The organism is Kitasatospora mediocidica KCTC 9733 (assembly GCF_000744225.1).
GTDB classification, from domain to species: domain Bacteria; phylum Actinomycetota; class Actinomycetes; order Streptomycetales; family Streptomycetaceae; genus Kitasatospora; species Kitasatospora mediocidica.
Genome location: NZ_JQLN01000005.1, coordinates 2,490,930 through 2,516,801 on the forward strand (window position 1 = coordinate 2,490,930; position 25,872 = coordinate 2,516,801).

Here is a 25,872-nt window from a genome sequence, read left to right on the forward strand (position 1 = left end):
ATGCTGATCCCCCGTCGGGTCAAGCACCGCAAGCAGCACCACCCGAAGCGCCGCGGCGCCTCCAAGGGTGGCACCGAACTCGCGTTCGGCGAGTACGGCATCCAGGCCGTCACCCCGGCCTACGTGACGAACCGGCAGATCGAGTCCGCTCGTATCGCCATCACCCGTCACATCAAGCGTGGCGGCAAGGTCTGGATCAACATTTACCCGGACCGTCCCCTCACCAAGAAGCCTGCCGAGACCCGCATGGGTTCCGGTAAGGGTTCGCCGGAGTGGTGGATTGCCAACGTTCACCCGGGACGGATCATGTTTGAGCTGTCCTACCCCAATGAGAAGGTTGCTCGTGAGGCGCTCACCCGCGCTGCTCACAAGCTCCCGATGAAGTGCCGGATTGTCCGGCGCGAGGCAGGTGAGAGCTGATGTCGGCCGCTACCAAGGCTGCTGACCTCCGTGAGCTCGACAACGAGGGTCTCGTTGCCAAGCTCCGTGAGGCCAAGGAGGAGCTGTTCAACCTCCGCTTCCAGGCGGCGACCGGGCAGCTCGACAACCACGGACGGCTCAAGCTCGTCCGTAAGGACATCGCGCGGATCTACACCCTGATGCGCGAGCGCGAGCTGGGCATCGAGACGGTGGAGAACGCCTGATGACTGAGAACACCACCAACGAGACTGAGGCGCGCGGCTTCCGCAAGACCCGTGAGGGTCTCGTCGTCAGCGACAAGATGGACAAGACCGTCGTCGTCGCCGTCGAGGACCGCGTCAAGCACGCTCTGTACGGCAAGGTCATCCGCCGTACGAACAAGCTGAAGGCGCACGACGAGGCGAACGCCTGCGGCATCGGCGACCGGGTCCTCCTCGCGGAGACCCGCCCGCTGTCCGCGACGAAGCGCTGGCGCGTCGTCGAGATCCTCGAGAAGGCCAAGTAACGAAGTTGTCCGGGTACGGCCGTATGTGCATCGGGTCCCTCGTGGACGCCGGTGTGAGCAGCGGCCGGCCCGTCAGCTCTCGTTGACGATCAGGAGAAAGCTGTGATCCAGCAGGAGTCGCGACTGCGGGTCGCCGACAACACGGGCGCAAAGGAAATCCTTTGCATCCGCGTTCTCGGTGGTTCCGGTCGCCGCTACGCCGGTATCGGGGACGTCATTGTCGCGACCGTCAAGGACGCGATCCCCGGTGGTTCGGTGAAGAAGGGTGACGTCGTCAAGTGCGTCATCGTCCGTACCGTGAAGTCGCGCCGTCGTCCCGACGGTTCGTACATCCGGTTCGACGAGAACGCCGCGGTTGTTCTGAAGAACACCGATGGTGACCCCCGTGGAACCCGCATCTTCGGCCCGGTGGGCCGCGAGCTGCGTGACAAGAAGTTCATGAAGATCATCTCGCTTGCGCCGGAGGTGCTCTAACCCATGGCGAACAGCATGAAGATCAAGAAGGGTGACCTGGTTCAGGTCATCACCGGCAAGGACCGCGGCAAGCAGGGCAAGGTCATTCAGGCCATGCCCGCCGACAACAAGGTTCTCGTCGAGGGTGTGAACCGGGTCAAGAAGCACACCAAGCCCGGCCAGGGCACCGCCGGTGGCATCATCACCGTCGAGGCCCCGGTGCACGTTTCCAACGTGCAGCTGGTCGTGGAGAAGGACGGCAAGAAGGTCGTCACTCGCGTTGGTTACCGCTTCGATGACGAGGGCAACAAGATCCGCGTTGCCAAGCGAACCGGTGAGGACATCTGATGTCTGAGACGACCATCGAGAACGTCGAGAAGGTGGCCCCCCGCCTCAAGGAGCGTTACAACTCCGAGATCAAGGGCCAGCTCAAGGAAGAGTTCTCCTACGAGAACGTCATGCTGATCCCCGGCCTGGTCAAGGTCGTGGTCAACATGGGTGTGGGCGAGGCCGCCCGCGACTCCAAGCTGATCGACGGTGCCATCCGCGACCTCACCGCCATCACCGGCCAGAAGCCGGCGGTGACGAAGGCTCGCAAGTCCATCGCGCAGTTCAAGCTGCGTGAGGGCCAGCCGATCGGCACCCACGTCACCCTCCGTGGTGACCGCATGTGGGAGTTCCTGGACCGTCTGGTGTCGCTGGCTCTGCCGCGTATCCGTGACTTCCGTGGTCTCTCCCCGAAGCAGTTCGACGGCCGTGGCAACTACACCTTCGGTCTGACCGAGCAGGTCATGTTCCACGAGATCGACCAGGACAAGGTCGACCGTCAGCGCGGTATGGACATCACCGTCGTGACCACCGCCCAGACCGACGACGAGGGCCGGGCGCTCCTGCGCGCTCTGGGCTTCCCGTTCAAGGAGGCGTAAACCATGGCGAAGAAGTCCCTTATCGCGAAGGCCGCTCGTAAGCCGAAGTTCGCGGTCCGTGCCTACACGCGCTGCCAGCGCTGCGGCCGTCCGCACTCGGTGTACCGCAAGTTCGGCCTGTGCCGTGTCTGCCTCCGTGAGATGGCGCACCGCGGCGAGCTGCCGGGCGTGACCAAGAGCTCCTGGTAGTCCAGGACCCTCGGCACGCCAACGCGAGACACAGTGGTGTCCGACCCCACAGCACCTCCTTTTGGGCTCCTGTACCGGATCCCGTAAGGTAGTGGGGTCGGGCCCCCTGGCGCGACAGCTCCGTAGCTGTCGTGACCTTCTTCGGAAGGCTCGCACCCAGTCTTACTAACGCCGCAGGTCCCCTGCGTCTGTGCCCCCGTCGCACTCCTCGGAGTGCGACGGGGGGACCTGGCGCGGAGAAACCACGGCGAGAGAGGCCTGAGGCCATCATGACCATGACCGACCCCATCGCAGACATGCTCACGCGTCTGCGTAACGCGAACTCGGCGTACCACGACACCGTGGCGATGCCGGCTAGCAAGATCAAGTCGCACGTCGCGCAGATCCTGCAGCAGGAGGGTTACATCTCCGGCTGGAAGGTCGAGGAGCCGCAGGAGGGCGAGGTCGGCAAGAAGCTGACCATCGAGCTCAAGTTCGGCCCCAACCGCGAGCGCTCGATCGCTGGTATCAAGCGCATCAGCAAGCCGGGCCTGCGGGTCTACGCAAAGTCCACCAACCTGCCGAAGGTCCTCGGCGGCCTGGGCGTGGCGATCATCTCCACGTCCTCGGGTCTCCTCACGGACAAGCAGGCCGCCAAGAAGGGCGTAGGCGGAGAAGTTCTCGCCTACGTCTGGTAATTCGGGAAACGGAGGTACAGCAATGTCGCGTATTGGACGGCTGCCCATCCCGGTTCCCGCCGGCGTGGACGTCACCATCGATGGCCAGACGGTCGCCGTGAAGGGTCCCAAGGGATCCCTCTCGCACACCGTTGCCGAGCCGATCGAGATCAGCAAGGACGAGACCGGCACTCTGGTCGTCTCGCGCCCGAACGACGAGCGTCAGTCGAAGGCCCTGCACGGCCTTTCCCGCACGCTGGTGGCGAACATGATCACCGGCGTGACCGCGGGCTACCGCAAGTCGCTGGAGATCAACGGTGTTGGTTACCGTGTCGCGCTGAAGGGCTCCAACATGGAGTTCCAGCTCGGCTACAGCCACCCGGTCCTGATCGAGGCCCCGGAGGGCATCTCCTTCGTGGTCGAGTCGCCCACCAAGTTCCACGTGGACGGGACCGACAAGCAGCTGGTCGGAGAGATTTCGGCCAAGATCCGCAAGCTGCGTAAGCCCGACCCGTACAAGGGCAAGGGCATCAAGTACGCGGGCGAGGTCATCCGCCGCAAGGTCGGAAAGAGCGGTAAGTAAGCCATGGGTCTTTCTGTCAAGATCGGCAAGGGCAACGCGTACAAGAACGCTGCCCGCAAGCGCCGCGCCATCCGCGTTCGCAAGCGTGTCACCGGCACCGAGGCTCGTCCTCGTCTGATCGTGACCCGCACGAACCGCCACATGTTCGCCCAGGTCATCGACGACGCCAAGGGTCACACCCTCGCGTCGGCGTCCACCCTCGACGTGTCCATCAAGGGCAACGAGGGCGACAAGAGCGAGCTGGCCAAGAAGGTCGGGAGCCTGGTCGCCGAGCGCGCCAAGGCCGCCGGCATCGAGGCGGTCGTCTTCGACCGCGCGGGCAACCGTTACGCGGGGCGCATCGCCGCCCTGGCGGACGCCGCCCGTGAGGCCGGGCTCGACTTCTAAGCCGCTCGTCGGCTCAGTCGACGGACGTAATCGAGAGAGGTAATTCCAATGGCTGGACCCCAGCGCCGCGGTAGCGGCGCCGGCGGCGGCACCGGTGGCGAGCGGCGCGACCGTAAGCGTGACGACCGGGGCAACGCCCCCGCCGTCGAGAAGACCGCTTACGTTGAGCGCGTGGTCGCGATCAACCGTGTCGCCAAGGTTGTCAAGGGTGGTCGTCGTTTCAGCTTCACCGCGCTGGTCGTGGTGGGCGACGGTGACGGCACCGTGGGTGTCGGATACGGCAAGGCGAAGGAGGTTCCGGCCGCCATCGCCAAGGGTGTTGAGGAGGCCAAGAAGAACTTCTTCAAGGTCCCCCGTATCCAGGGCACCATCCCGCACCCGATCCAGGGCGAGAAGGCCGCTGGCGTCGTGCTCCTGAAGCCGGCGTCCCCCGGTACCGGCGTTATCGCCGGTGGCCCGGTGCGTGCCGTCCTGGAGTGTGCCGGCGTCCACGACATCCTGTCGAAGTCGCTCGGCTCGGACAACGCGATCAACATCGTGCACGCCACCGTGGCTGCTCTGAAGGGCCTTGTTCGCCCCGAGGAGATCGCTGCCCGTCGTGGCCTGCCGCTGGAGGACGTGGCTCCGGCTGCCCTGCTGCGCGCTCGCGCGGCCGGCACGGCCGCCGCGTCAGGGGCGGGTGTCTGATGGCTCGCCTGAAGATCACTCAGACCAAGTCCTACATCGGCAGCAAGCAGAACCACCGCGAGACGCTGCGCTCGCTGGGTCTGAAGCGCATGCACGATGTGGTCGTCAAGGAGGACCGTCCCGAGATCCGCGGGATGGCCCAGACCGTGCGTCACCTCGTCACGGTCGAGGAGGTTGACTGACATGAGCGACTCTCCGCTCAAGATCCACAACCTGCGGCCCGCCCCGGGTGCCAAGACCGCCAAGACCCGTGTCGGTCGTGGTGAGGCATCCAAGGGTAAGACCGCTGGTCGTGGCACCAAGGGCACCAAGGCCCGCTACCAGGTTCCGCAGCGCTTCGAGGGTGGGCAGATGCCCCTCCACATGCGTCTGCCGAAGCTCAAGGGCTTCAAGAACCCCTTCAAGATCACCTTCCAGGTGGTCAACCTCGACAAGCTGGCCGAGCTCTACCCCCAGGGTGGAGAGGTCACCGTCGAGGGCCTGGTCGAGAAGGGCGCGGTTCGCAAGAACTCGCTCGTCAAGGTCCTGGGCACCGGCGAGATCTCCGTCGCGCTGCAGGTTTCGGTTGACGCCGTCTCCGCTTCGGCCGCCACGAAGATCACCGCCGCCGGCGGCACCGTCACCGAGCTGATCTGACTTCAGGTCACGCGAGGCTGACTCAGCTTCACGGGCTGGGCCCCGTCCCTCTTTCGAGAGAGACGGGGCCCAGCCTTTTTGTGTGTTCATCTGCACGCGAATCCGCAGTGATCTGGACGCATCCCCGGCCAAAACCGGGCATCCCGGCCCGGCCGGACGAAGCGCATGGCGCACGAGCTTCATTCGGGTGGCCACACACTGTTAGAGTCCGTGGAGTTCCCTTGTAGGCTGCGACAGTCTGCCTTGTGGTAGCTGGAACACCCTTACTCCCCCCATCAGGACCGACCCTCCCGCCGACGACGCGCGGGGGGCGCAGGAGGCACCGTGCTCAGTGCGTTCGCGCGGGCGTTCAAGACGCCCGACCTGCGCAAGAAGCTGCTGTTCACGCTGGGCATCATGGTGCTGTTCCGGATGGGTGCGCACGTTCCCGTTCCGGGCGTCAACTTTGTCGCCGTGAACACATGCGTGAAGCAGGCGAACAACGGTCTCTTCGGCCTTGTGAACCTGTTCAGCGGTGGAGCTCTGCTCCAGCTGACGATCTTCGCGCTCGGCATCATGCCCTACATCACCGCCAGCATCATCCTCCAGCTGCTGACCGTCGTGATCCCGCGACTGGAAGCCCTGAAGAAGGAGGGTCAGGCCGGCACCACGAAGATCACGCAGTACACCCGCTACCTGACCATCGCGCTCGCGATCCTCCAGGGCACCGGCATCGTGGCGACCGCGTCCAACGGCGCGCTGTTCTCCAGCTGCCCGGTCGGCAACCAGGTCGTCCCGGACACCTCGGTGTTCCGGATCATGGTCATGGTCATCACGATGACCGCCGGCACCACGATGATCATGTGGCTCGGTGAGCTCATCACCGACCGCGGCATCGGCAACGGCATGTCCATCCTGATCTTCACCTCGATCGCGTCCGGCTTCCCGGGCCAGCTCTGGGCGATCAAGAAGGCCGGCACGCTCGCGAGCGGCTGGATCGACTTCTTCGCGGTGCTCGGCGTCGGCGTCGTGGTGGTGGTCCTGGTCATCTTCGTCGAGCAGGCGCAGCGCCGGATCCCCGTGCAGTACGCCAAGCGCATGATCGGTCGACGTGCCTTCGGTGGTACCTCGACCTACATCCCGCTGAAGGTCAACCAGGCGGGTGTCATCCCGGTCATCTTCGCCTCGTCGCTGCTCTACATCCCGGCCCTGGTGGCCCAGCTGACGAGCAGCAAGGCGGGCTGGGCGATCTGGATCCAGAACAACTTCACCAAGGGTGACCACCCGATCTACATGGCGACCTATTTCGTCCTGATCGTGTTCTTCGCCTTCTTCTACGTCGCCATCTCCTTCAACCCCGAAGAAGTTGCCGACAATATGAAGAAGTATGGTGGCTTCATCCCGGGCATCCGGGCCGGCCGCCCGACGGCCGAGTACCTGAACTACGTGCTTACCCGCATCACGTGGCCGGGATCGCTCTACCTCGGCCTGATCGCGTTGATCCCGATGATCGGCCTCGTCGCCCTCAAGCAGAGCACAACCATTCCGTTTGGCGGCACCAGCATCCTCATCATCGTCGGCGTCGGACTCGAAACTGTGAAGCAGATCGAGAGCCAGCTCCAGCAGCGTAATTACGAAGGGTTCCTCCGCTGATGCGTATCGTCCTCGTCGGACCTCCCGGGGCCGGGAAGGGTACTCAGGCGCACGTTCTGGCCAAGACCCTGTCCATCCCGCACATCTCCACCGGCGACCTCTTCCGGGCCAACATCAGCCAGGGCACCCCGTTGGGGCTCGAGGCCAAGGGCTACATGGACGCAGGTCGGCTCGTACCGGACGAGGTGACCATCGGGATGGCCAAGGACCGGCTCGCCCAGGAGGACGCCGCCCACGGCTTCCTGCTGGACGGGTTCCCCCGCAACCTCGTGCAGGCCAAGGCGCTGGACGAGATCCTGGCGGAGTCCGGCATCGCCCTGAACGGCGTGCTGGACCTGGAGGTCCCCGAGGACGAGGTCGTCAAGCGCATCGCCGGTCGCCGGCTGTGCCGCAACGACGGCAGCCACGTGTTCCACGTGCACTACAACGCGCCGTCCGTCGAGGGCATCTGCGACGAGTGCGGTGGCGAGCTCTACCAGCGTTCGGACGACACCGAGGACGCGGTCCGTACCCGCCTCGAGGTCTACCACACCGAGACCGAGCCGATCATCGAGTACTACGCCCAGCAGGGCCTGGTCACCACGATCCCGGCCCTCGGCAAGGTCGACGAGGTCACCCAGCGCGCGGTCGACGCTCTGGAGCAGCGCAAGCAGGGCTGAGACAGCCCTCCCAGCCGAGCAACACCCGCGTGCCCGACGGCCGCGGCGCCCCGACGGGGGCGCCGCGGCCGTCCGGCGTCGTACCGTTGTCTCAGCGAAGGGCCGCCCGGCAAGGACCGTGCGGTACACAGACGAAAGGCGTGGCCCAGATGGTGGAGATCAAGACCTCCGAGCAGATCGCGAAGATGCGGGTGGCCGGCCTGGTCGTCGCCGAGGCCCTCAAGGCCTGCCGCGCCGCGGTCGCCCCCGGGATCAGCACCCAGGAGCTGAACGACATCGCGGCCAAGGTCATCGCCGACCACGGCGCCACCTCCAACTTCCGCGCCGACCACGGCGGCCTCTGGTTCCCCGGGGTGATCTGCGCCTCGGTCAACAACGAGGTGGTGCACGGCATCCCCGGTGACCGGGTGCTGGTCGAGGGCGACGTGATCTCCATCGACTGCGGCGCGATCGTGGACGGCTGGCACGGCGACGCGGCCATCACCGTCCCGGTCGGCGAGGTGCGGCCCGAGGTCGCGATGCTCAGCCAGGTCACCGAGGGCTCGATGTGGGCCGGCATCGCCCAGATGAAGAAGGGCAACCGGCTGGTCGACGTCTCCAAGGCGATCGAGGGCTTCATCCGCCGTCAGCCGCTGCCGCCCAAGGGCAAGTGGGGGATCACCGAGGGATACGGCGGTCACGGCATCGGCACCGCGATGCACATGGAGCCGCACGTGCTGAACTACGTCGAGCGCGGCCGCGGCAAGGGGCCGAAGCTGACGCCCGGTACGGTCCTGGCGATCGAGCCGATGGTCTCGCTGGGCACCCCGCACACCAGCGTGCTGGAGGACGACTGGACGGTCGTCACCAACGACGGGACCTGGGCGGCGCACTGGGAGCACTCGGTCGCCGTCACCGAGCAGGGCCCGCTGGTGCTGACCGCCTTCGACGGCGGAAAGGCGCAGCTCGCGGCGCTGGGCGTGACCGCGGCGCCGGACCCCCTCGGATAGCCGGTATCGTCTCTGGTTCGAACAGCAGGCGTATCGGACATATAGGGGACAACAGTGCTCAAGGGCTTCCGCGAGTTCATGATGCGCGGCAACGTCGTCGACATGGGCGTCGGAATCGTCATCGGCTCGGCGTTCACGGCGGTCGTCGGCGGCTTCGTGAAGGCCTTCCTGACCCCGCTGGTGGGCGTGGTGGTCGGCGCGGCCGGCGACTACAGCACGAAGTCGTTCAACGCCAACGGCGTGGTCTTCCCATACGGTCAGTTCCTGAACGTGCTGATCACCTTCGTGCTGACCGCGGCGGTGCTGTACTTCTGCGTGGTGCTGCCGGTGGCCAAGGCCAGCGCCCGCTACCTGCCGAAGAAGCCGAAGACCGCGAAGCGTCCGTGCCCGGAGTGCCTCACCGAGATACCCGAGGCCGCCAGCCGTTGTGCCGCCTGCACCGCGGTGGTCCAGCCGATCCGGATCGGTGCGCAGTACTAGTCCCGGTTTGGGTTCCGTGGGCCGGTAACGTACGATGGACTGTCGGCTCACTCGTAGCGTGCTCTTGCACGCCCTCTTCCCTTGGGACGGGGTGAACCCAGGTTCGCACGAGCGTGCCGCATACGGTAGCCGGTCCCGGAAGGTGGATCTCGCAGTTCATGGCAAAGAAGCAAGGCGCCATTGAGATCGAGGGCACCGTGATCGAGTCTCTCCCGAACGCCATGTTCAAGGTTGAGCTGCAGAACGGTCACAAGGTCCTCGCGCACATCAGCGGCAAGATGCGTATGCACTACATTCGCATCCTCCCGGACGACCGGGTCGTGGTGGAGCTCAGCCCCTACGACCTGACGCGTGGTCGGATCGTCTACCGCTACAAGTAACGGATGACTTCCCGCTTCACCGCGGGGCGTCTGTCAGATCTAGACCCGGAGAACCTGAACCATGAAGGTCAAGCCGAGCGTCAAGAAGATCTGCGACAAGTGCAAGGTGATCCGCCGTCACGGCCGGGTCATGGTGATCTGCGACAACCTGCGCCACAAGCAGCGCCAGGGCTGATCGTTCTCCCGCATTTCTCGTAGTACTTCGCGCGACGCGCACCACGTCATACACGGGCTGCCCGATCCGTCCACCCTTGGACGGACTGCCACCCCCGGTCAGAGGCCGGGGCTCCCTCAGCGAGAGTTGTAGGAGTAGGCAGCTCGTAAGACCTCTGAAGAATCACAGGAGCCATGAATGGCACGCCTCGCCGGCGTTGATCTCCCCCGCGAAAAGCGGATCGAGATCGCCCTCACGTACGTCTACGGCATCGGCCGTACCCGCGCCCAGCAGTCGCTGGCCGAGACTGGCGTGAACCCCGACATCCGCGTTCGCGACATCAGCGAGGAAGACCTCGTCAAGCTCGCGCAGTGGATCGACGCCAACTACACGGTCGAGGGTGACCTCCGCCGTGAGGTGGCCGCCGACATCCGCCGCAAGGTCGAGATCGGTTGCTACGAGGGCCTGCGTCACCGCCGTGGCCTGCCGGTCCGCGGTCAGCGCACCCACACCAACGCGCGTACCCGCAAGGGCCCGCGTCGCGCGATTGCCGGCAAGAAGAAGCCGGGCAAGAAGTAGTCCGCCCCTCAACCGGACTTCCCTCCGGCCCGCGGGTTAGCGGACCGATCACCTCAGTAGGAGAAACAGACTTATGCCCCCCAAGGGTCGTCAGGCTGCCGGCGCCAAGAAGGTGCGCCGCAAGGAGAAGAAGAACGTCGCTCATGGGCACGCCCACATCAAGAGCACGTTCAACAACACCATCGTTTCGATCACGGACCCCGCGGGCAACGTGATCTCCTGGGCCTCCGCCGGCCACGTCGGCTTCAAGGGCTCGCGCAAGTCCACCCCGTTCGCCGCGCAGATGGCCGCCGAGGCCGCTGCCCGTCGCGCGCAGGAGCACGGCATGCGCAAGGTCGACGTCTTCGTGAAGGGTCCGGGCTCCGGCCGCGAGACCGCGATCCGTTCGCTCCAGGCCACCGGCCTGGAGGTGGGCTCGATCCAGGACGTCACCCCCACCCCGCACAACGGCTGCCGTCCGCCGAAGCGTCGCCGCGTCTGACGCAGCGCCTTCGGGTACTGGTGCTTTAAACCACGTACGGGGTCTCGTTTCTTGCGGGACCCCGTACGCTTGGTTCTGTTCGACGTCAAATAGTGGGCGTCGAGAACAACTGGAGGATCCAAAATGCTGATCGCTCAGCGCCCCTCGCTGACCGAAGAGGTCGTCGACGAGTACCGCTCGCGGTTCGTGATCGAGCCGCTCGAGCCGGGCTTCGGCTACACCCTCGGCAACTCCCTGCGCCGCACGCTCCTCTCCTCGATCCCGGGTGCCGCTGTCACCAGCATCCGCGTCGACGGTGTCCTGCACGAGTTCACCACCGTGCCGGGCGTCAAGGAGGACGTCACCGACCTCATCCTCAACATCAAGCAGCTGGTCGTCTCCTCGGAGCACGACGAGCCGGTCGTGATGTACCTGCGCAAGCAGGGTCCGGGTGTCGTCACCGCCGCCGACATCGCGCCCCCGGCCGGTGTCGAGGTGCACAACCCCGAGCTGGTCCTCGCCACGCTCAACGGCAAGGGCAAGCTGGAGATGGAGCTGACCGTCGAGCGCGGTCGCGGCTACGTCTCCGCCGTCCAGAACAAGGCCTCCGGCCAGGAGATCGGCCGCATCCCGGTCGACTCGATCTACAGCCCCGTGCTGAAGGTCACCTACAAGGTCGAGGCCACCCGTGTCGAGCAGCGCACCGACTTCGACAAGCTGATCGTCGACGTCGAGACCAAGCCGGCCATGCGCCCGCGCGACGCCATGGCGTCGGCCGGTAAGACCCTGGTGGAGCTGTTCGGTCTCGCCCGCGAGCTGAACATCGACGCCGAGGGCATCGACATGGGCCCCTCGCCGACGGACGCCGCGCTGGCCGCCGATCTGGCCCTGCCGATCGAGGAGCTCGAGCTCACCGTTCGGTCCTACAACTGCCTCAAGCGCGAGGGCATCCACACCGTGGGTGAGCTCGTGGCCCGCTCCGAGGCCGACCTGCTCGACATCCGCAACTTTGGTGCGAAGTCGATCGACGAGGTCAAGGCGAAGCTGGCCGGCATGGGCCTGGCGCTCAAGGACAGCCCGCCCGGATTCGACCCGACCGCCGCCGCCGACGCCTTCGGCGCCGACGACCTGGACGACGCGGGTTACGCGGAGACCGAGCAGTACTGAGTTTGGTCCGGGACGGCTCCCACCGGAGCCGTCCCGGTTCATGAAGGAAAGTCGTCCGGGCAACAGTGCCCGGCCGCCCGTTCCGGTACCTGATACGGCCGGATTCGGAGATACAAGGAGCTACCATGCCCCGTCCCACGAAGGGTGCCCGCCTCGGCGGTGGCCCGCACCACGAGCCGCTGCTGCTGGCCGGCCTGTGCCGCGAGCTGTTCACCCACGGCCGCATCACCACGACCGAGGCCAAGGCCCGTCGGATGCGCCCGCTGGCCGAGCGCCTGATCACCAAGGCGAAGGTCGGTGACATCCACAACCGTCGTATCGTCCGCAAGACGATCACCGACGTCTCCGTGCTGCACACCCTCTTCACCGAGATCGCGCCGCGCTACGAGAACCGCCCGGGTGGCTACACCCGTATCACCAAGATCGGTCCCCGTCGTGGCGACAACGCCCCGATGGCCGTGATCGAGCTGGTCGAGGCGCTGACCGTCGCGCAGACCGCCGTCGGCGAGGCCGAGGGCGCCACCAAGCGTGCCGCCAAGGACGCCGAGGTCGACGCCGCTGTTGAGACCACTGAGGTCGAGACCGCCTGAACACCCTGAGGTGTTGTGCGGGCCCGTTCTCCCAGCGATGGGGGAGCGGGCCCGTTCCTTTCTACCGGGAGTAGTGGCAGTGCTGAAGGATTGCGAGCGGCCGGAGCGGCAGGACGGGCCGGCCGAGGGGACCGTGCGAATCCGGCTGGATCTGGCGTACCACGGAGCCGAGTTCTCCGGGTGGGCCCGTCAGCCGGGGTACCGGACGGTGCAGGGCGAGATCGAGAGCGCGCTGCAGATCGTCACGCGCTCCGCCGAGCCGTACGCCCTGACGGTGGCCGGTCGCACGGACGCCGGCGTGCACGCGCGCGGGCAGGTCGCGCACGTGGACCTGCCGGTCGAACTCTGGGCCCAGCACGGCGAGAAGCTGCTTCGCCGGCTGGCCGGGCGGCTGCCGGACGATGTCCGGATCCACCGGCTCTCCGAGGCGCCGGCCGGCTTCGACGCCCGCTTCGCCGCGATCTGGCGCCGCTACGCGTACCGGGTGGCCGACCACCAGGGCGGCGTGGACCCGCTGTTGCGCGGCCATGTGCTCTGGCACGACCGCCCGTTGGACATCGACCTGATGAACGAGGCGGCCCGGCTGCTGCTCGGTGAGCACGACTTCGCCGCGTACTGCAAGAAGCGCGAGGGTGCCACCACCATCCGGACCCTGCTGGATCTGTTCTGGGAGCGGGTCCCGGCGGACACGCACACGGCGGGGGTGGCGGGGCAGCTGGCGGTGGCCACCGTCCGGGCGGACGCCTTCTGCCACAACATGGTGCGGGCGCTGGTCGGTTCGATGCTGCTGGTGGGCGACGGGCGACGGCCGGTGGAGTTCCCCGGACAGGTGCTGGCCGGCCGGGTCCGGCACAGCGCCGTCAACGTCGTGCGGCCCTACGGGCTGACGCTGGAGGAGGTCGGCTATCCGGCCGACGACAAGCTCGCCGAGCGCAACCGTGAGGCCCGCCGGATGCGCACGTTGCCTGGCCAGGGGTAATCCGTTTGGGCCGGGAGCCCTCGGCATAGCAAAATCGCCCTCATGGGACACGTCGAGATTTCGCACCTTGAGTACTACCTGCCGGACGGGCGGGTGCTGTTCGACGACGCGTCCTTCCGGGTCGGCGAGGGCTCCGCGGTCGCCCTGGTGGGCGCCAACGGCGCCGGCAAGACCACGCTGCTGCGCATGATCGCGGGCGACACCCAGCCGCACGGCGGCACGGTGACGGTCAGCGGCGGGCTGGGCGTGATGCGCCAGTTCGTCGGCACCACCGGCCGCGAGGACCAGCGCGAGACGCCCGGCGCCCTGCCGGCCGACGCCTCGGTCCGGGACCTGCTGGTCTCCGTCGCGCCGCAGCGGATCGCGCTGGCCGCCAAGGCGGTGGACACCGCCGAGCTGGCGATGATGGCGCAGGACGACGAGAAGAGCCAGATGGCCTACGCCCAGGCGCTGGCCGACTGGGCCGACGCCGGCGGCTACGAGTACGAGACCGACTGGGACGTCTGCACCACCGCGGCCCTCGGGATGCCCTTCGACCGGGCCCAGTTCCGTGGCCTGAACACGCTCTCCGGCGGCGAGCAGAAGCGGCTCGTCCTGGAGGCGCTGCTGCGCGGGCCCGAGGAGGTGCTGCTCCTCGACGAGCCGGACAACTACCTGGACGTCCCAGGCAAGCGCTGGCTGGAGGAGGCGATCCGGGCCACCTCCAAGACCGTGCTCTTCATCTCGCACGACCGGGAGCTGCTCTCCCGGGCCGCCGACAAGATCATCAGCGTCGAGTCCGGCTTCGGCGGCGGTGGCAGCAGCGTCTGGGTGCACGGCGGCGGCTTCGAGTCCTTCCACGAGGCCCGCAAGGAGCGCTTCGCCCGCTTCGAGGAGCTCGGCCGGCGCTGGGACGAGGAGCACGCCAAGCTCAAGAAGCTGGTGGTCACGCTGCGCCAGGCGGCCTCGGTCAGCCACGCGCTGGCCACCCGCTACGCCGCCGCGCAGACCCGGCTCAAGAAGTTCGAGGACGCCGGCCGCCCGGAGGAGCCCCCGCGCGAGCAGTCCATCAGCATGCGCCTCAAGGGCGGCCGCACCGGTGTGCGGGCGGTCACCCTGGAGAAGCTGGGGCTCACCGGCCTGATGCAGCCCTTCGACCTGGAGGTCTTCTACGGCGAGCGGGTCGCGGTGCTGGGCTCCAACGGCTCCGGCAAGTCGCACTTCCTGCGGATGCTGGCGGGCGACGAGTCGGTGGCCCACACCGGCACCTGGAAGCTCGGCGCCCGGGTGGTGGCCGGGCACTTCCGGCAGACCCACGCGCACCCCGAGCTGTTCGGCCGCACGGTGCGCTCGATCGTCGAGGAGGAGCACGCGCTGGACCGCAAGGCGGCGATGGGCGTGCTGCGCCGCTACGAGCTGGACAAGCAGGAGGAGCAGCGCTTCGAGTCGCTCTCCGGCGGCCAGCAGGCCAGGCTGATGATCCTCAAACTGGAGCTGGACGGCGTCACCGCGCTGCTGCTGGACGAACCGACGGACAACCTGGACCTGGAGAGCGCCGAGGCACTCCAGGAGGGCCTGGAGGCCTTCGACGGCACGGTCCTGTGCGTCACGCACGACCGCTGGTTCGCCAAGAGCTTCGACCGCTTCCTGGTCTTCGGCTCGGACGGCCGGGTCTACGAGTCCCCGGAGCCCGTCTGGGACGAGACGCGGGTGCAGCGCGACCGGTGATTTGGACCTGCTCTGCCGGGCGGGTAAGGTAGGCCCTTGTTGTGCGTATTGGCTCGCTCCATCTCACGTGAGAGGTCGGTACGCCGGAGATACCAGGCCGATGACCAGCGGCTCCCCCTTGAATTGCGTCCAAGCGGGTCCGGGCTGATCCCTCGTCCAGGTGCTCCTGTCAGGACTCACTCACTGAAAAGCGAAGGCTACGACCGTGCGTACGTACAGCCCCAAGCCCGGCGACGTCCAGCGTCAGTGGCACGTCATCGACGCGCAAGACGTTGTGCTCGGCCGCCTGGCCTCCCAGGCCGCCAACCTCCTCCGGGGCAAGCACAAGGCGATCTACGCGCCGCACGTTGACACTGGTGACTTCGTCATCATCATCAACGCGGACAAGGTGCACCTGTCTGGGAACAAGAAGACCCAGAAGCTCGCCTACCGCCACAGCGGTTTCCCGGGCGGTCTCCGCTCGGTCCGCTACGACGACCTCCTGGACAAGAACCCGGAGAAGGCCGTCGAGAAGGCCATCAAGGGCATGATCCCCAAGAACACCCTGGGCCGCCAGATGCTCTCGAAGCTGAAGGTCTACTCGGGCGACCAGCACCCGCACGCTGCGCAGATGCCGGTTCCGTTCGAGATCACCCAGGTCGCGCAGTAATTCCGGCCACCAAGCCCCCCATCACTGAAAAGCTGAGGAACACCGTGGCCGAGACTGCCGCTGAGACCACCCTTGAGGTCGACTTCAACGACGAGGTGGAGCTCACCGAGTACACCTCTGAGGAAGAGACCTCCTACTCGACCGAGTCCTCGGTCGGCCGCTTCGCCGAGGCCATCCCGGCCGCCGGCCTGGGCCGTCGCAAGGAGGCGATCGCCCGCGTGCGCATCGTCCCCGGCACCGGCAAGTGGAAGATCAACGGTCGCACCCTGGAGAACTACTTCCCCAACAAGGTGCACCAGCAGACCGTGAACGAGCCCTTCAAGCTCCTTGAGCTGGACGGCCGTTACGACGTCATCTCCCGTATCTCGGGTGGCGGCGTCTCCGGTCAGGCCTACGCGCTGCGCCTCGGCGTGGCCCGTGCCCTGAACGAGGTCGACGTGGACAACAACCGTCCCGCCCTCAAGAAGGCCGGCTTCCTGATGCGTGACGCCCGTGCCGTCGAGCGCAAGAAGGCCGGTCTCAAGAAGGCCCGCAAGGCCCCGCAGTACAGCAAGCGCTAGTCACGCCGCAGGGTGCGTACCGGAACATGGTGCGCACCCCGCAGGTGCGACAGTGACGCCCCGGAGCACTTCATGTGCCCCGGGGCGTCGTGCTCCCTGGACCGGTCAGGCGGCCAGGGGGACTCCTTCCCGCGGGCCGGGTCGGCGCTGGGCGCCCCCGCCGGCGGCCGGCGACAAAGGACGGAACCAGTGGCACGACTCTTCGGTACGGACGGCGTACGTGGTGTGGCCAATGAGGGGCTGACCGCCGAGCTGGCGCTGAGCCTCTCGGTGGCGGCGGCGCACGTGCTGGGCGACGCGGGATCGTTCGCCGGGCACCGCCCGGTCGCGGTGGTCGGCCGTGACCCGCGTGCCTCGGGCGAGTTCCTGGAGGCGGCGGTCATCGCCGGTCTGGCGAGCGCGGGCGTGGACGTCCTCAAGGTGGGCGTGCTGCCGACCCCGGCGGTCGCGTACCTGACCGGCTCGCTGGGCGCGGACTTCGGCGTGATGCTCTCCGCCAGCCACAACGCGATGCCCGACAACGGCATCAAGTTCCTCGCCCGCGGCGGCCACAAGCTGGACGACGCCATCGAGGACGCCATCGAGGCGCACTACCACCGCTACTCGCACGGCACCACCGAGGACTGGACCCGCCCGACCGGCGCGGCCGTCGGCCGGGTGCGCGAGTACACCGAGGGCTTCGACAAGTACGTCGCCCACCTGGTCGCGGTGCTGCCGAACCGGCTGGACGGCGTCAAGGTCGTCATCGACGGCGCGCACGGCGCGGCCGCCCGGGTCGCCCCCGAGGCCTTCGCCCGGGCCGGCGCCGAGGTGGTCTACACGCTGGGCGCCGAGCCCACCGGCCTGAACATCAACGACGGTGTCGGCTCGACCCACCTGGACCAGCTGCAGGCCGCGATGCGCGAGCACAAGGCCGACTTCGGCATCGCGCTGGACGGTGACGCGGACCGCTGCCTGGCCGCCGACGCGGACGGCAACGAGGTGGACGGCGACCAGATCCTCGCCATCCTCGCGGTCGCCATGCGGGAGGCCGGCACGCTGCGCCGCAACACCGCGGTGGGCACCGTGATGTCCAACCTGGGCTTCAAGCTGGCCATGGAGCGCGAGGGCATCCAGCTGATCCAGACCGCGGTGGGTGACCGCTACGTGCTGGAGGCGATGAAGGCGCACGGCTACGCGCTCGGCGGCGAACAGTCCGGCCACGTGATCCTGCTGGACCACGCGACCACCGGCGACGGCACGCTGACCGGCCTGATGCTCGGCGCCCGACTGGCCGCCACCAAGCAGCCGTTGGCCGATCTCGCCACGGTGATGACGCGCCTGCCGCAGCTGCTGATCAACGTCAAGGGCGTGGACCGCAGCCGGGTCGCCGACTGCGTCGAGCTGACCGCGGCCGTCGCCATCGCGGAGGCCGAACTCGGCAGCACCGGACGGGTGTTGCTTCGTCCGTCCGGTACCGAGCCGTTGGTCAGGGTGATGGTGGAGGCGGCCGACCAGGAGCAGGCCCGGGCGATCGCCGAGCGGCTCGCCGAAGCGGTCCGCACCCACCTGGGCTGACGTCGGGTCAGAGTTTGCGCAGAAGGGCGCGGCGGACCTTGTGGTCGGCGCCCTTCTGCAACACCAGCGTCGCCCGGCCGCGGGTGGGCAGCACGTTCTCCAGCAGGTTGGGCTTGTTGATGGTCCGCCAGACCTGCCGGCCGTACTCCAGCGCCTCGTCCTCCGGGACCTCGGTGAAGCGGCGGAAGTAGGAGCTCGGGTCCAGGAAGGCGGTGTCCCGCAGCTTCTTGAAGCGGGACAGGTACCAGCGCTCGATGTCGTCGGTGCGGGCGTCGACGTAGATCGAGAAGTCGAAGTAGTCGGCCACTGCGAGCCGGGTGCGGCCGTCGTTGCCGGGCAGGGCCGGCTGCAGGACGTTCAGTCCCTCGACGATCAGGATGTCCGGACGCTGCACGGTGAGCCGCTGGTCCGGCACGATGTCGTAGACCAGGTGCGAGTAGACCGGCGCGGTGACCTCCTGCTTGCCCGCCTTCACGTCCGCGACGAAGCGCATCAGCGCCCGGCGGTCGTAGGACTCCGGGAACCCCTTGCGGGCCATCAGACCGCGCCGGCGCAGCTCCTCGTTGGGGAGCAGGAAGCCGTCGGTGGTGACCAGTTCGACCCGCGGGTGCTCGGGCCAGCGCGCGAGCAGGGCCTGCAGCAGACGGGCGCTGGTGGACTTGCCCACCGCCACCGAACCGGCCACGCCGATGATGAACGGCGTCCGGGTGCGCTCGGTGTCCCCCATGTCGAGGAAGGTGCCCAGTGCGCCGCGCAGGTCGTGGGTGGCGTGGATGTAGAGGTTGAGCAGCCGGGAGAGCGGCAGGTAGACGTCCCGCACCTCGTCCAGGTCCAGCGCGGTGCCGAGACCGCGCAGTTGCTCCACCTCCTGCGCGGAGAGTGGCAGTGGCGTTCGGTCGCGCAGGGCACTCCACTCGGCCCGGGAGAGATCGACGTACGGAGACGGCGACGGGCCGGGCGAGGTGGCAGCGCCCCGCGTACACAGTTCGGTCAGCACAACGTCCATTGTGGGCCGTACTCGGGTGCGCCGGTGGTGTGGTCTCGGTCACGCACCGTTGTCCCGGGCTTGGCCTGGGTGAAAACGGGCGGCCCTTATGCTGACACACATGTGCGGAATTGTTGGATATGTGGGCTCTCAGCCCGCGCTTGACGTAGTGATCGCAGGGCTTCGGCGGCTGGAGTACCGAGGGTACGACTCAGCCGGCGTGGCCATCCAGACGGCGGACTCCTCAGGGCAGTGGAGCCTCGCCACCGACAAGCGGGCCGGCAAGCTCGTCAACCTCGAGAAGTCGCTCGCCGAGGCCCCTCTCCCCGGCGGCACCACCGGCATCGGCCACACCCGTTGGGCCACCCACGGCGGTCCGACCGACGCCAACGCCCACCCTCACCTGGACGACGCGCTGCGGGTCGCGGTGGTGCACAACGGCATCATCGAGAACTTCGCCTGGCTGCGGGCCGAGCTGGCCGAGCGCGGCCACACGCTGCGCTCGGAGACCGACACCGAGGTGGTCGCCCACCTGCTGGCCGAGGCCTACACCGGCGACCTGGCCGAGGCCATGCGGATCGTCTGCCGCCAGCTGGACGGCGCGTTCACGCTGGTCGCGGTGCACGCGGACGCTCCGGACGTGGTGGTCGGCGCGCGCCGCAACTCGCCGCTGGTGGTCGGGCGCGGCGTGGGCGAGAACTTCCTCGCCTCGGACGTCTCGGCGTTCATCGCGCACACCCGCGAGGCGATCGAGCTGGGCCAGGACCAGGTCGTGGAGCTGCGTGGCGACGCGGTGACCGTCACCAACTTCGACGGCACCCCCGCCGAGGTCCGCGAGTACCACGTGGACTGGGACGCCTCGGCCGCCGAGAAGGGCGGCTACGACTACTTCATGCTCAAGGAGATCGCCGAGCAGCCGAAGGCGGTCGCGGACACCCTGCTCGGCCGGATCGGCACGGACGGCCGGCTGACCCTGGACGAGGTGCGCATCCCGGACTCGGTGCTGCGCGAGGTCGACAAGGTCGTCATCGTGGCCTGCGGCACCGCGTTCCACGCCGGCATGATCGCCAAGTACGCCATCGAGCACTGGACCCGCGTCCCGTGCGAGGTCGAGGTGGCCTCGGAGTTCCGCTACCGGGACCCGATCCTGGACGACCGCACGCTGGTGATCGCGATCTCGCAGTCCGGCGAGACCATGGACACCCTGATGGCGCTGCGGCACGCCCGCGAGCAGGGCGCCAAGGTGCTGGCGATCTGCAACACCAACGGGTCGACGATCCCGCGCGAGTCGGACGCCGTGCTCTACACGCACGCCGGCCCCGAGGTCGCGGTCGCCTCCACCAAGGCGTTCCTGACCCAGCTGGTCGCCTGCTACCTGGTCGCCCTGTACCTGGGCCAGGTGCGCGGCACCAAGTGGGGCGACGAGATCCGCGCCGTCATCGAGCAGCTCGCGGACGCGCCGCGCCAGGTCGAGCAGGTGCTGGAGACCATGGAGCCGGTGCGCGAGCTGGCCCGCTCGCTGGCGGACGCCAACTCGGTGCTCTTCCTCGGCCGCCACGTGGGCTTCCCGGTGGCGCTGGAGGGTGCGCTCAAGCTCAAGGAGCTGGCGTACATGCACGCCGAGGGCTTCGCGGCCGGCGAGCTGAAGCACGGTCCGATCGCGCTGATCGAGGAGGGGCTGCCGGTCGTGGTCGTCGTTCCCTCGCCGCGCGGGCGGTCGATCCTGCACGACAAGATCGTCTCCAACATCCAGGAGATCCGGGCCCGCGGTGCGCGGACCATCGTGATCGCCGAGGAGGGTGACGAGGCGGTCGTGCCGTACGCCGACCACCTGATCCGCATCCCGGTGACGCCGACGCTGCTCCAGCCGCTGGTGTCCACCGTCCCGCTCCAGGTCTTCGCCTGCGAGCTGGCGACGGCCAAGGGCCACGAGGTGGACCAGCCGCGCAACCTGGCGAAGTCCGTCACCGTCGAGTAGCGGTGGCGTAGCGACGTTCCCGGCCCCCTGCGCATCGCCGTGGGGGGCCGGTATCGTCGGCGGGGTGATCATCGGAGTGGGAATCGACGTCGCCTCCATCGAGCGCTTCGCGGCCGCGCTGGAGCGCACGCCGGAGATGGCCGACCGGCTGTTCACCCCGGCGGAGCAGCTGCTCCCGAGCGGGGCCCGGCGTGGCGCGGCCTCGCTGGCGGCGCGCTTCGCCGCCAAGGAGGCGCTGGCCAAGGCGGTCGGCGCGCCGGGCGGGCTGGAGTGGCACGACGCGGAGGTGCGGGCCGAGGAGTCGGGCCGGCCGACTTTGCACGTCAAGGGGACCATCGCGGCGCTGGGTGACCGGCTGGGCATCCGCTCCTGGCACCTGTCGCTGAGCCACGACGCGGGTGTGGCGACCGCCGTGGTGATCGCCGAAGGCTGAGTCGGCCCGCAGCGGGTAGCGTCGAGCCATGCGCCACGCTCACACCGTCGAACAGGTCCGCGCCGCCGAGGCCGCGCTGGCCGGGCAGCCGCTGATGGACCGCGCGGTGGCCGGCCTGGCCGCCACCTGCGCGCGGCTGCTGACGGAGCGTCGGGGGCGGGTCTACGGCAGCCGCGTCCTGGTGCTGGCCGGCAGCGGTGACAACGGCGGCGACGCGCTCTTCGCGGGCGCCCGGCTGGCCCGCCGCGGGGCGGCCGTCCGGGCCGTGCTGCTCAGCGCGGACCGCGCCCACCCGGCCGGCCTGGCGGCGCTGCGGGCGGCCGGCGGCCAGGTGACCACGGATCAGGACGTCGGCCTGGCCGACTTCCGGCGCGCTGACCTCGTCCTCGACGGCATCGTCGGCATCGGCGGGAGTGGCGGCCTGCGCCCGGCGGCCCAGCCGTACGCGACGGCGCCGCGGACCGGGGTGCTGGTCGCGGTGGACCTGCCGAGCGGCGTCGACGCCGACACCGGCGAGGTCGCCGGAGCAGCCCTGCGCGCCGACGTCACGGTGACCTTCGGGACGTACAAGCCCGGCCTGCTGGTGGACCCCGGCGCCTCGTACGCCGGCGCGCTCCAGCTGGTGCCGATCGGTCTGGCGCCCGCCGGGGCCGCCGTCGAGGCCCTCCAGCACGCCGACCTGGCGGCCCTGCTGCCCCGCCCGGCCGCCGAGAGCGACAAGTACCGCCGCGGCGTCCTGGGCCTGCTCGCGGGCTCCGAGCGCTACCCCGGCGCCGCCCTGCTGGCCGTCGCGGGGGCGCTGCACGGTGGCGCGGGCGCGGTCCGCTACCAGGGCCGGCCGGCCGAGGAGGTGGTCCGGCGCCACCCCGAGGTGCTGCTCACCCCCGGCCGGGTGCAGGCCTGGGTGGTCGGACCGGGCTCCGGCGACGACGCCCCCGACGCGCTGTCCGACGCGCTGGCCTCCGAGGTCCCCGCGCTCGTCGACGCCGACTGCCTGACCGAACTGGCCCGCCGCGGCCCCGCCGAACTGGCCGGCCGCAGCGCGCCGACGTTGCTGACCCCGCACGCCGGCGAGGCGGCCCGGCTGCTCGGCGGCGGGGTGACGGCGGACCAGGTCGCCGCCGCCCGGCTGCGACACGCCCGCGAACTGGCCGTCCGCTTCGGCGCGACCGTCCTGCTCAAGGGCTCCACCACGGTGGTCGCCCGCCCCGACGGCGCCGCCCGGGTCAACCCCACCGGCACCTCGTGGCTGGCCACGGCGGGCAGCGGTGACGTGCTGGCCGGCCTGGCCGGCGCCCTGTTGGCCGCCGGGCTGGACCCGTGGGACGCGGCGCCGGCCGCCGCCTACCTGCACGGCCTGGCCGGCCGGTTCGCCGCCGCGGCCGACGGCGCGGGCGGCCCCGGCGCGCCGGTCACCGCCTCGGAGGTCGCCGCCGCCCTGCCGGCCGCCTGGCGCGCGGTGCAGGGGCGTCGGACGGTAATCACCGCAGGTCTGGGAGACTGACCGGGATGACAACTGCGACGACGACCGGGACCGCCATGCTCGCTGACGGAGTGCGCGCCGAGGCCGCCATCGATCTGGCGGCGCTGCGCGGCAACCTCGCGGCTCTGCGGGAGCGCGCGCCGAGCGCCCAGCTGATGGCCGTGGTGAAGGCCAACGGCTACGGCCACGGCGCGCTGCCGTGCGCCCTGGAGGCGGTGGCGGCGGGTGTCCGCTGGCTCGGCACCGCGACGCCCGACGAGGCGCTCGCGCTGCGCGCCGGGGGCATCGGCCCGGAGCGGGCCCGCATCCTGTGCTGGCTCTGGACGCCCGGCGGCCCGTGGGCCGAGGCGCTGCGGGCCTCGGTGGACATCTCGGTGAGCGGCCGCTGGGCGCTGGACGAGCTGCTCGCGGCCGTCCGGCTGACCGGGGTCCCCGGCCGGGTGCACCTCAAGGCCGACACCGGCCTGGGCCGCAACGGCTGCCAGCCGCACGACTGGCCCGACCTGGTGGACGCCGCCCTGCGCGCCCAGGCGGAGGGGCTGATCGAGGTGGTCGGCCTCTGGTCGCACTTCGCCGCCGCGGACGAGCCCGGCCACCCGTCGATCCGGGCCCAGCAGGACGCCTTCGCGGCCGCCCTCGACCACGCCGAGCGGGCCGGGGTCCGGCCCGAGGTGCGGCACCTGGCCAACTCGCCGGCCACCCTGCTCCTCCCGGACGCCCACTACGACCTGGTCCGCACCGGGCTGGCCATGTACGGGGTGTCGCCGGTCCCGGAGATCGGCACGCCCGCCGACTTCGGGCTGCGCCCGGTGATGGCGCTGCACGCACGCCTGGCACTGGTGAAGACCGTGCCGGGCGGGCACGGCGTCAGCTACGGGCACCTCTACCACACCCCCGGTGAGACCACTCTGGGCCTGGTCCCGCTCGGCTACGCCGACGGGCTGCCCCGGCAGGCCAGCGGCTCCGGGCCGGTGCAGATCAACGGCAAGTGGCGGACCGCGGCCGGGCGGATCGCGATGGACCAGTTCGTGGTGGACCTCACCGGCGAGACGCCCGAGGTCGGCGAGGAGGTGCTGGTCTTCGGCAACGGCGAGCGCGGCGAGCCGACCGCCGAGGACTGGGCCCGCGCGGCCGGCACCATCGCGTACGAGATCGTCACCCGGATCGGGGCCCGCGTGCCGCGCCGCTACCTCGGTGGCACGGTCGGCGACGCCGGAACCGCCGGATGACCGAGTCGGCGGGGGGCGGCGGGGTGAGCCGGGCCGGGCTGATCGGCATCTCGGTCGGCGTGGTCGCGGCCGGGGCCGCCGCGGGCGTCGCGATCGACCGGCTGACGGTGGGCCGGGCGACCCGTCGCCGGGCCCGCGAGGAGCTCGACGCGGCCGCGCCGTTCGGCACGCTGCGCGGCCGCCCGCGCACCGTCGCGGCCGCCGACGGCACCGAGCTGTACGTCGAGGTGGACGCGCCCGACGCGGGGGAGCCGGACGCCGGCGCGCTCACCGTCGTGCTCTGTCACGGCTACTGCCTGAACCAGGACAGCTGGCACTTCCAGCGGGCCGCGCTGCGTGGCGGCCTGCGGCTGGTCTGCTGGGACCAGCGCAGCCACGGGCGTTCCGAGCGCTCCCGCTCCTACCTGGCCGGCGAGCCCGCGAGCATCGACCAGCTGGGCTCGGACCTGAAGGCCGTGCTGGACGCGGTCGTCCCGACCGGGCCCGTCGTGCTGGTGGGCCACTCGATGGGCGGCATGACGGTGATGGCGCTGGCCGACCAGCACCCGGAGCTGTTCCGGGAGCGGGTGGTCGGCGTCGCGCTGATCGGCACCACGGCGGGCGACTGGGACACCGTCACGCTGGGCCTGCCCGCGATGGGTGCCCGGGTCTGGCGGCGGCTGGGCCCCGGCGTGCTGAAGGTGCTGGGCAGCCAGGTCGGCCTGGTGGAGGCCACCCGGCGGGTCGGCGCGGACCTCGCCGCCGTGCTCTACCGCCGGTTCTCGTTCGGCGCGAAGGACGTCGACCCGGCCGTGGCCCGGTTCGCCGAGCAGCTTCTGGACAGTACGCCGATCGACGTGGTGGCCGAGTTCTACCCGGCGTTCGGGGCGCACGAGAAGGCCACCGCGCTGGGCACCATGGCGGGCGTCCCGGCCCTGGTGCTGGCCGGTACCAAGGACCTGCTGACGCCGGCCGCGCACAGCGAGGCGATCGCCCGCGCGCTGCCCGGCGCCGAGCTCGTCCTGCTGCCCGACGCCGGCCACCTGGTGATGCTGGAGTGCCCGGACGAGGTGAACCGCCGACTCGCCGCGCTGCTCTGCCGCGCCGCCGTCCGCGCTGGTCTGCGGCCGCCGCCCGCCATCCGGGAGTTGGCCGGGCCGCAGTAGCGACCCCCTGCGTTGTGGCACCGTTGGCGTGGACCGACCGACACAGGCAGAGGAATCATGGGCTCGTACACCACTCTCACTGTCCCCACCCCCGAACAGATGAACGGTCTCGGCACGCGGCTGGCCGGCCTGCTCCGGCCCGGCGACCTGGTGCTGCTCTCCGGTGAGCTGGGCGCGGGGAAGACCACGCTGACCCGGGGGCTCGGCGTGGGCCTCGGGGTGCGCGGGGCGGTCACCTCGCCGACCTTCGTGATCGCCCGGGTGCATCCGTCGCTGGTCGGCGGCCCCGCGCTGGTGCATGTGGACGCCTACCGGCTGGGCGGCGGCCTGGACGAGATGGAGGACCTCGACCTGGACGTGTCGCTGCCCGAGTCGGTGGTGGTGGTCGAGTGGGGCGAGGGCAAGGTCGAGGACCTCTCCGAGAACCGGCTGGAGGTGCGGATCGAGCGCGCCCTGGGCGGCGCCGAGGCCGACGCCGACGCGTCGGTGGACGGGCCGGACCCGCGCCGGGTGGTCCTGAACGGCCTGGGCAGCCGCTGGGACGGCGTCGATCTGGCGGTCCTGGACGCCCGCTGAAGGTTTTTCCGACGCGCTGTCGGGAAAATGTTGCGGGTACGGCATCGGGCGTGATGGGA

Annotated in this window: 35 protein-coding genes; 34 read left to right on the forward strand and 1 reads right to left on the reverse strand. The window is 69.5% G+C overall.

The annotated features are described in order from the left end of the window. From rplP to glmM, 28 genes are all read left to right on the forward strand, one after another. Nucleotides 1-420 carry a 50S ribosomal protein L16 gene (rplP, locus tag BS80_RS25185; protein ID WP_035800849.1) on the forward strand — a complete coding sequence of 140 codons (420 nt, stop codon included), beginning with the start codon at nucleotides 1-3 and terminating at the stop codon, nucleotides 418-420. Continuing rightward, complete coding sequence (rpmC, locus tag BS80_RS25190) at nucleotides 420-644, forward strand: 50S ribosomal protein L29 (protein WP_035800851.1); 225 nt, start codon at nucleotides 420-422, stop codon at nucleotides 642-644. Before rplP ends, rpmC begins: the two co-directional genes overlap by 1 nt. Beyond that, nucleotides 644-925 (forward strand): 30S ribosomal protein S17, encoded by a 282-nt coding sequence (gene rpsQ, locus BS80_RS25195; protein ID WP_035800852.1) that lies wholly within the window; start codon nucleotides 644-646, stop codon nucleotides 923-925. The genes rpmC and rpsQ overlap by 1 nt, the downstream gene beginning before the upstream one ends. A 102-nt stretch (nucleotides 926-1,027) precedes the next feature. Then, nucleotides 1,028-1,399, forward strand: a complete 372-nt coding sequence (rplN, locus tag BS80_RS25200) for a 50S ribosomal protein L14 (RefSeq protein ID WP_035800854.1) — start codon at nucleotides 1,028-1,030, stop codon at nucleotides 1,397-1,399. Nucleotides 1,400-1,414: 15 nt separating this feature from the next. Next, entirely contained in the window at nucleotides 1,415-1,726 is a 312-nt protein-coding gene (gene rplX, locus BS80_RS25205; RefSeq protein ID WP_035802802.1) for a 50S ribosomal protein L24, read from the forward strand. Further along, nucleotides 1,726-2,304, forward strand: a complete 579-nt coding sequence (rplE, locus tag BS80_RS25210) for a 50S ribosomal protein L5 (protein ID WP_035800855.1) — start codon at nucleotides 1,726-1,728, stop codon at nucleotides 2,302-2,304. The genes rplX and rplE overlap by 1 nt, the downstream gene beginning before the upstream one ends. 3 nt (nucleotides 2,305-2,307) lie before the next feature. Continuing rightward, nucleotides 2,308-2,493, forward strand: a complete 186-nt coding sequence (locus BS80_RS25215; protein ID WP_035800856.1) for a type Z 30S ribosomal protein S14 — start codon at nucleotides 2,308-2,310, stop codon at nucleotides 2,491-2,493. A gap of 269 nt (nucleotides 2,494-2,762) precedes the next feature. Further along, nucleotides 2,763-3,170 carry a 30S ribosomal protein S8 gene (rpsH, locus tag BS80_RS25220; protein WP_035800857.1) on the forward strand — a complete coding sequence of 136 codons (408 nt, stop codon included), beginning with the start codon at nucleotides 2,763-2,765 and terminating at the stop codon, nucleotides 3,168-3,170. Between the two features lie 22 nt (nucleotides 3,171-3,192). Beyond that, the gene (gene rplF, locus BS80_RS25225) at nucleotides 3,193-3,732 is read left to right on the forward strand and encodes a 50S ribosomal protein L6 (protein ID WP_035800859.1); all 540 of its coding nucleotides are present in this window, start codon (nucleotides 3,193-3,195) and stop codon (nucleotides 3,730-3,732) included. Between the two features lie 3 nt (nucleotides 3,733-3,735). Continuing rightward, nucleotides 3,736-4,119, forward strand: coding sequence for a 50S ribosomal protein L18 (gene rplR, locus BS80_RS25230; RefSeq protein WP_035800862.1), 384 nt, complete (start codon nucleotides 3,736-3,738; stop codon nucleotides 4,117-4,119). A 48-nt stretch (nucleotides 4,120-4,167) separates the two neighbouring features. Further along, a complete protein-coding gene (rpsE, locus tag BS80_RS25235; protein ID WP_035800863.1) occupies nucleotides 4,168-4,806 on the forward strand; it encodes a 30S ribosomal protein S5 in 639 nt (212 codons plus the stop codon). Further along, on the forward strand, nucleotides 4,806-4,988 hold the full coding sequence (rpmD, locus tag BS80_RS25240; protein WP_030300409.1) for a 50S ribosomal protein L30: 183 nt from the start codon (nucleotides 4,806-4,808) through the stop codon (nucleotides 4,986-4,988). Before rpsE ends, rpmD begins: the two co-directional genes overlap by 1 nt. 1 nt (nucleotide 4,989) lies before the next feature. Then, nucleotides 4,990-5,442: a 50S ribosomal protein L15 gene (rplO, locus tag BS80_RS25245; protein ID WP_035800865.1), complete on the forward strand. Its 453-nt coding sequence runs from the start codon at nucleotides 4,990-4,992 to the stop codon at nucleotides 5,440-5,442. 324 nt (nucleotides 5,443-5,766) lie between these two features. Beyond that, nucleotides 5,767-7,074 (forward strand): preprotein translocase subunit SecY, encoded by a 1,308-nt coding sequence (gene secY, locus BS80_RS25250; protein WP_035800866.1) that lies wholly within the window; start codon nucleotides 5,767-5,769, stop codon nucleotides 7,072-7,074. Beyond that, nucleotides 7,074-7,733: an adenylate kinase gene (locus BS80_RS25255; protein WP_035800867.1), complete on the forward strand. Its 660-nt coding sequence runs from the start codon at nucleotides 7,074-7,076 to the stop codon at nucleotides 7,731-7,733. Before secY ends, BS80_RS25255 begins: the two co-directional genes overlap by 1 nt. Nucleotides 7,734-7,882: 149 nt before the next feature. Then, complete coding sequence (map, locus tag BS80_RS25260) at nucleotides 7,883-8,722, forward strand: type I methionyl aminopeptidase (protein ID WP_035802803.1); 840 nt, start codon at nucleotides 7,883-7,885, stop codon at nucleotides 8,720-8,722. A 54-nt stretch (nucleotides 8,723-8,776) separates the two neighbouring features. Then, a complete protein-coding gene (mscL, locus tag BS80_RS25265) occupies nucleotides 8,777-9,202 on the forward strand; it encodes a large conductance mechanosensitive channel protein MscL (protein ID WP_035800869.1) in 426 nt (141 codons plus the stop codon). Nucleotides 9,203-9,360: 158 nt separating this feature from the next. Continuing rightward, a complete protein-coding gene (infA, locus tag BS80_RS25270; protein WP_003956442.1) occupies nucleotides 9,361-9,582 on the forward strand; it encodes a translation initiation factor IF-1 in 222 nt (73 codons plus the stop codon). A 61-nt stretch (nucleotides 9,583-9,643) separates the two neighbouring features. Then, the gene (gene rpmJ / locus BS80_RS25275; protein WP_003956441.1) at nucleotides 9,644-9,757 is read left to right on the forward strand and encodes a 50S ribosomal protein L36; all 114 of its coding nucleotides are present in this window, start codon (nucleotides 9,644-9,646) and stop codon (nucleotides 9,755-9,757) included. Nucleotides 9,758-9,934: 177 nt separating this feature from the next. Next, a complete protein-coding gene (gene rpsM, locus BS80_RS25280) occupies nucleotides 9,935-10,315 on the forward strand; it encodes a 30S ribosomal protein S13 (RefSeq protein WP_035800870.1) in 381 nt (126 codons plus the stop codon). A gap of 73 nt (nucleotides 10,316-10,388) precedes the next feature. Beyond that, complete coding sequence (rpsK, locus tag BS80_RS25285; RefSeq protein WP_035800872.1) at nucleotides 10,389-10,796, forward strand: 30S ribosomal protein S11; 408 nt, start codon at nucleotides 10,389-10,391, stop codon at nucleotides 10,794-10,796. Nucleotides 10,797-10,919: 123 nt separating this feature from the next. Continuing rightward, entirely contained in the window at nucleotides 10,920-11,942 is a 1,023-nt protein-coding gene (locus tag BS80_RS25290; RefSeq protein WP_035800873.1) for a DNA-directed RNA polymerase subunit alpha, read from the forward strand. 125 nt (nucleotides 11,943-12,067) lie between these two features. After that, entirely contained in the window at nucleotides 12,068-12,532 is a 465-nt protein-coding gene (rplQ, locus tag BS80_RS25295) for a 50S ribosomal protein L17 (protein WP_035800875.1), read from the forward strand. A 79-nt stretch (nucleotides 12,533-12,611) separates the two neighbouring features. Continuing rightward, a complete protein-coding gene (gene truA / locus BS80_RS25300; protein ID WP_232246594.1) occupies nucleotides 12,612-13,511 on the forward strand; it encodes a tRNA pseudouridine(38-40) synthase TruA in 900 nt (299 codons plus the stop codon). A 42-nt stretch (nucleotides 13,512-13,553) separates the two neighbouring features. After that, the gene (locus BS80_RS25305) at nucleotides 13,554-15,218 is read left to right on the forward strand and encodes an ABC-F family ATP-binding cassette domain-containing protein (protein ID WP_035800876.1); all 1,665 of its coding nucleotides are present in this window, start codon (nucleotides 13,554-13,556) and stop codon (nucleotides 15,216-15,218) included. 205 nt (nucleotides 15,219-15,423) lie between these two features. Next, complete coding sequence (gene rplM / locus BS80_RS25310) at nucleotides 15,424-15,867, forward strand: 50S ribosomal protein L13 (RefSeq protein ID WP_035800877.1); 444 nt, start codon at nucleotides 15,424-15,426, stop codon at nucleotides 15,865-15,867. Between the two features lie 44 nt (nucleotides 15,868-15,911). Further along, nucleotides 15,912-16,427, forward strand: coding sequence for a 30S ribosomal protein S9 (gene rpsI, locus BS80_RS25315; RefSeq protein WP_035800879.1), 516 nt, complete (start codon nucleotides 15,912-15,914; stop codon nucleotides 16,425-16,427). Between the two features lie 189 nt (nucleotides 16,428-16,616). After that, nucleotides 16,617-17,984 carry a phosphoglucosamine mutase gene (gene glmM / locus BS80_RS25320; protein WP_035800880.1) on the forward strand — a complete coding sequence of 456 codons (1,368 nt, stop codon included), beginning with the start codon at nucleotides 16,617-16,619 and terminating at the stop codon, nucleotides 17,982-17,984. Nucleotides 17,985-17,991: 7 nt separating this feature from the next. Here the strand turns inward: glmM and coaA are convergent, their stop codons facing one another. Continuing rightward, entirely contained in the window at nucleotides 17,992-18,990 is a 999-nt protein-coding gene (gene coaA, locus BS80_RS25325; RefSeq protein ID WP_083975182.1) for a type I pantothenate kinase, read from the reverse strand. Nucleotides 18,991-19,090: 100 nt separating this feature from the next. Here coaA and glmS point away from each other — a divergent pair, with 100 nt between their 5' ends. The 6 genes from glmS (at nucleotide 19,091) to tsaE (ending at nucleotide 25,813) form a co-directional block, all read left to right on the forward strand. Further along, a complete protein-coding gene (glmS, locus tag BS80_RS25330; protein ID WP_083975184.1) occupies nucleotides 19,091-20,947 on the forward strand; it encodes a glutamine--fructose-6-phosphate transaminase (isomerizing) in 1,857 nt (618 codons plus the stop codon). Nucleotides 20,948-21,011: 64 nt separating this feature from the next. Beyond that, entirely contained in the window at nucleotides 21,012-21,380 is a 369-nt protein-coding gene (locus tag BS80_RS25335; protein WP_035800884.1) for a holo-ACP synthase, read from the forward strand. A 28-nt stretch (nucleotides 21,381-21,408) separates the two neighbouring features. After that, a complete protein-coding gene (locus BS80_RS25340; RefSeq protein ID WP_035800885.1) occupies nucleotides 21,409-22,884 on the forward strand; it encodes an NAD(P)H-hydrate dehydratase in 1,476 nt (491 codons plus the stop codon). Nucleotides 22,885-22,889: 5 nt separating this feature from the next. Continuing rightward, nucleotides 22,890-24,092: an alanine racemase gene (alr, locus tag BS80_RS25345; RefSeq protein WP_035800886.1), complete on the forward strand. Its 1,203-nt coding sequence runs from the start codon at nucleotides 22,890-22,892 to the stop codon at nucleotides 24,090-24,092. Further along, complete coding sequence (locus BS80_RS25350; protein ID WP_035800889.1) at nucleotides 24,089-25,237, forward strand: alpha/beta fold hydrolase; 1,149 nt, start codon at nucleotides 24,089-24,091, stop codon at nucleotides 25,235-25,237. The genes alr and BS80_RS25350 overlap by 4 nt, the downstream gene beginning before the upstream one ends. 57 nt (nucleotides 25,238-25,294) lie before the next feature. Next, entirely contained in the window at nucleotides 25,295-25,813 is a 519-nt protein-coding gene (gene tsaE, locus BS80_RS25355) for a tRNA (adenosine(37)-N6)-threonylcarbamoyltransferase complex ATPase subunit type 1 TsaE (RefSeq protein WP_035800890.1), read from the forward strand. Nucleotides 25,814-25,872 lie beyond the last annotated feature (59 nt).

Bases quoted from the DNA above. Each gene is read 5' to 3' on its own strand.
- BS80_RS25350 (WP_035800889.1), top strand. From the start codon at position 24,089: ATGACCGAGTCGGCGGGGGGCGGCGGGGTGAGCCGGGCCGGGCTGATC.
- rpsQ (WP_035800852.1), top strand. From the start codon at position 644: ATGACTGAGAACACCACCAACGAGACTGAGGCGCGCGGCTTCCGCAAG.
- rplX (WP_035802802.1), top strand. From the start codon at position 1,415: ATGAAGATCAAGAAGGGTGACCTGGTTCAGGTCATCACCGGCAAGGAC.
- alr (WP_035800886.1), top strand. From the start codon at position 22,890: ATGACAACTGCGACGACGACCGGGACCGCCATGCTCGCTGACGGAGTG.
- BS80_RS25340 (WP_035800885.1), top strand. From the start codon at position 21,409: ATGCGCCACGCTCACACCGTCGAACAGGTCCGCGCCGCCGAGGCCGCG.
- BS80_RS25255 (WP_035800867.1), top strand. From the start codon at position 7,074: ATGCGTATCGTCCTCGTCGGACCTCCCGGGGCCGGGAAGGGTACTCAG.
- coaA (WP_083975182.1), bottom strand. From the start codon at position 18,990: ATGGACGTTGTGCTGACCGAACTGTGTACGCGGGGCGCTGCCACCTCG.
- infA (WP_003956442.1), top strand. From the start codon at position 9,361: ATGGCAAAGAAGCAAGGCGCCATTGAGATCGAGGGCACCGTGATCGAG.
- glmS (WP_083975184.1), top strand. From the start codon at position 19,091: ATGTGCGGAATTGTTGGATATGTGGGCTCTCAGCCCGCGCTTGACGTA.
- rpmJ (WP_003956441.1), top strand. From the start codon at position 9,644: ATGAAGGTCAAGCCGAGCGTCAAGAAGATCTGCGACAAGTGCAAGGTG.
- BS80_RS25305 (WP_035800876.1), top strand. From the start codon at position 13,554: ATGGGACACGTCGAGATTTCGCACCTTGAGTACTACCTGCCGGACGGG.
- BS80_RS25290 (WP_035800873.1), top strand. From the start codon at position 10,920: ATGCTGATCGCTCAGCGCCCCTCGCTGACCGAAGAGGTCGTCGACGAG.
- rpsM (WP_035800870.1), top strand. From the start codon at position 9,935: ATGGCACGCCTCGCCGGCGTTGATCTCCCCCGCGAAAAGCGGATCGAG.
- rpsE (WP_035800863.1), top strand. From the start codon at position 4,168: ATGGCTGGACCCCAGCGCCGCGGTAGCGGCGCCGGCGGCGGCACCGGT.
- rpmD (WP_030300409.1), top strand. From the start codon at position 4,806: ATGGCTCGCCTGAAGATCACTCAGACCAAGTCCTACATCGGCAGCAAG.
- rplQ (WP_035800875.1), top strand. From the start codon at position 12,068: ATGCCCCGTCCCACGAAGGGTGCCCGCCTCGGCGGTGGCCCGCACCAC.
- tsaE (WP_035800890.1), top strand. From the start codon at position 25,295: ATGGGCTCGTACACCACTCTCACTGTCCCCACCCCCGAACAGATGAAC.
- rplP (WP_035800849.1), top strand. From the start codon at position 1: ATGCTGATCCCCCGTCGGGTCAAGCACCGCAAGCAGCACCACCCGAAG.
- rplE (WP_035800855.1), top strand. From the start codon at position 1,726: ATGTCTGAGACGACCATCGAGAACGTCGAGAAGGTGGCCCCCCGCCTC.
- rplR (WP_035800862.1), top strand. From the start codon at position 3,736: ATGGGTCTTTCTGTCAAGATCGGCAAGGGCAACGCGTACAAGAACGCT.
- rpmC (WP_035800851.1), top strand. From the start codon at position 420: ATGTCGGCCGCTACCAAGGCTGCTGACCTCCGTGAGCTCGACAACGAG.
- BS80_RS25215 (WP_035800856.1), top strand. From the start codon at position 2,308: ATGGCGAAGAAGTCCCTTATCGCGAAGGCCGCTCGTAAGCCGAAGTTC.
- rplO (WP_035800865.1), top strand. From the start codon at position 4,990: ATGAGCGACTCTCCGCTCAAGATCCACAACCTGCGGCCCGCCCCGGGT.
- rpsH (WP_035800857.1), top strand. From the start codon at position 2,763: ATGACCATGACCGACCCCATCGCAGACATGCTCACGCGTCTGCGTAAC.
- rpsK (WP_035800872.1), top strand. From the start codon at position 10,389: ATGCCCCCCAAGGGTCGTCAGGCTGCCGGCGCCAAGAAGGTGCGCCGC.
- rplF (WP_035800859.1), top strand. From the start codon at position 3,193: ATGTCGCGTATTGGACGGCTGCCCATCCCGGTTCCCGCCGGCGTGGAC.
- map (WP_035802803.1), top strand. From the start codon at position 7,883: ATGGTGGAGATCAAGACCTCCGAGCAGATCGCGAAGATGCGGGTGGCC.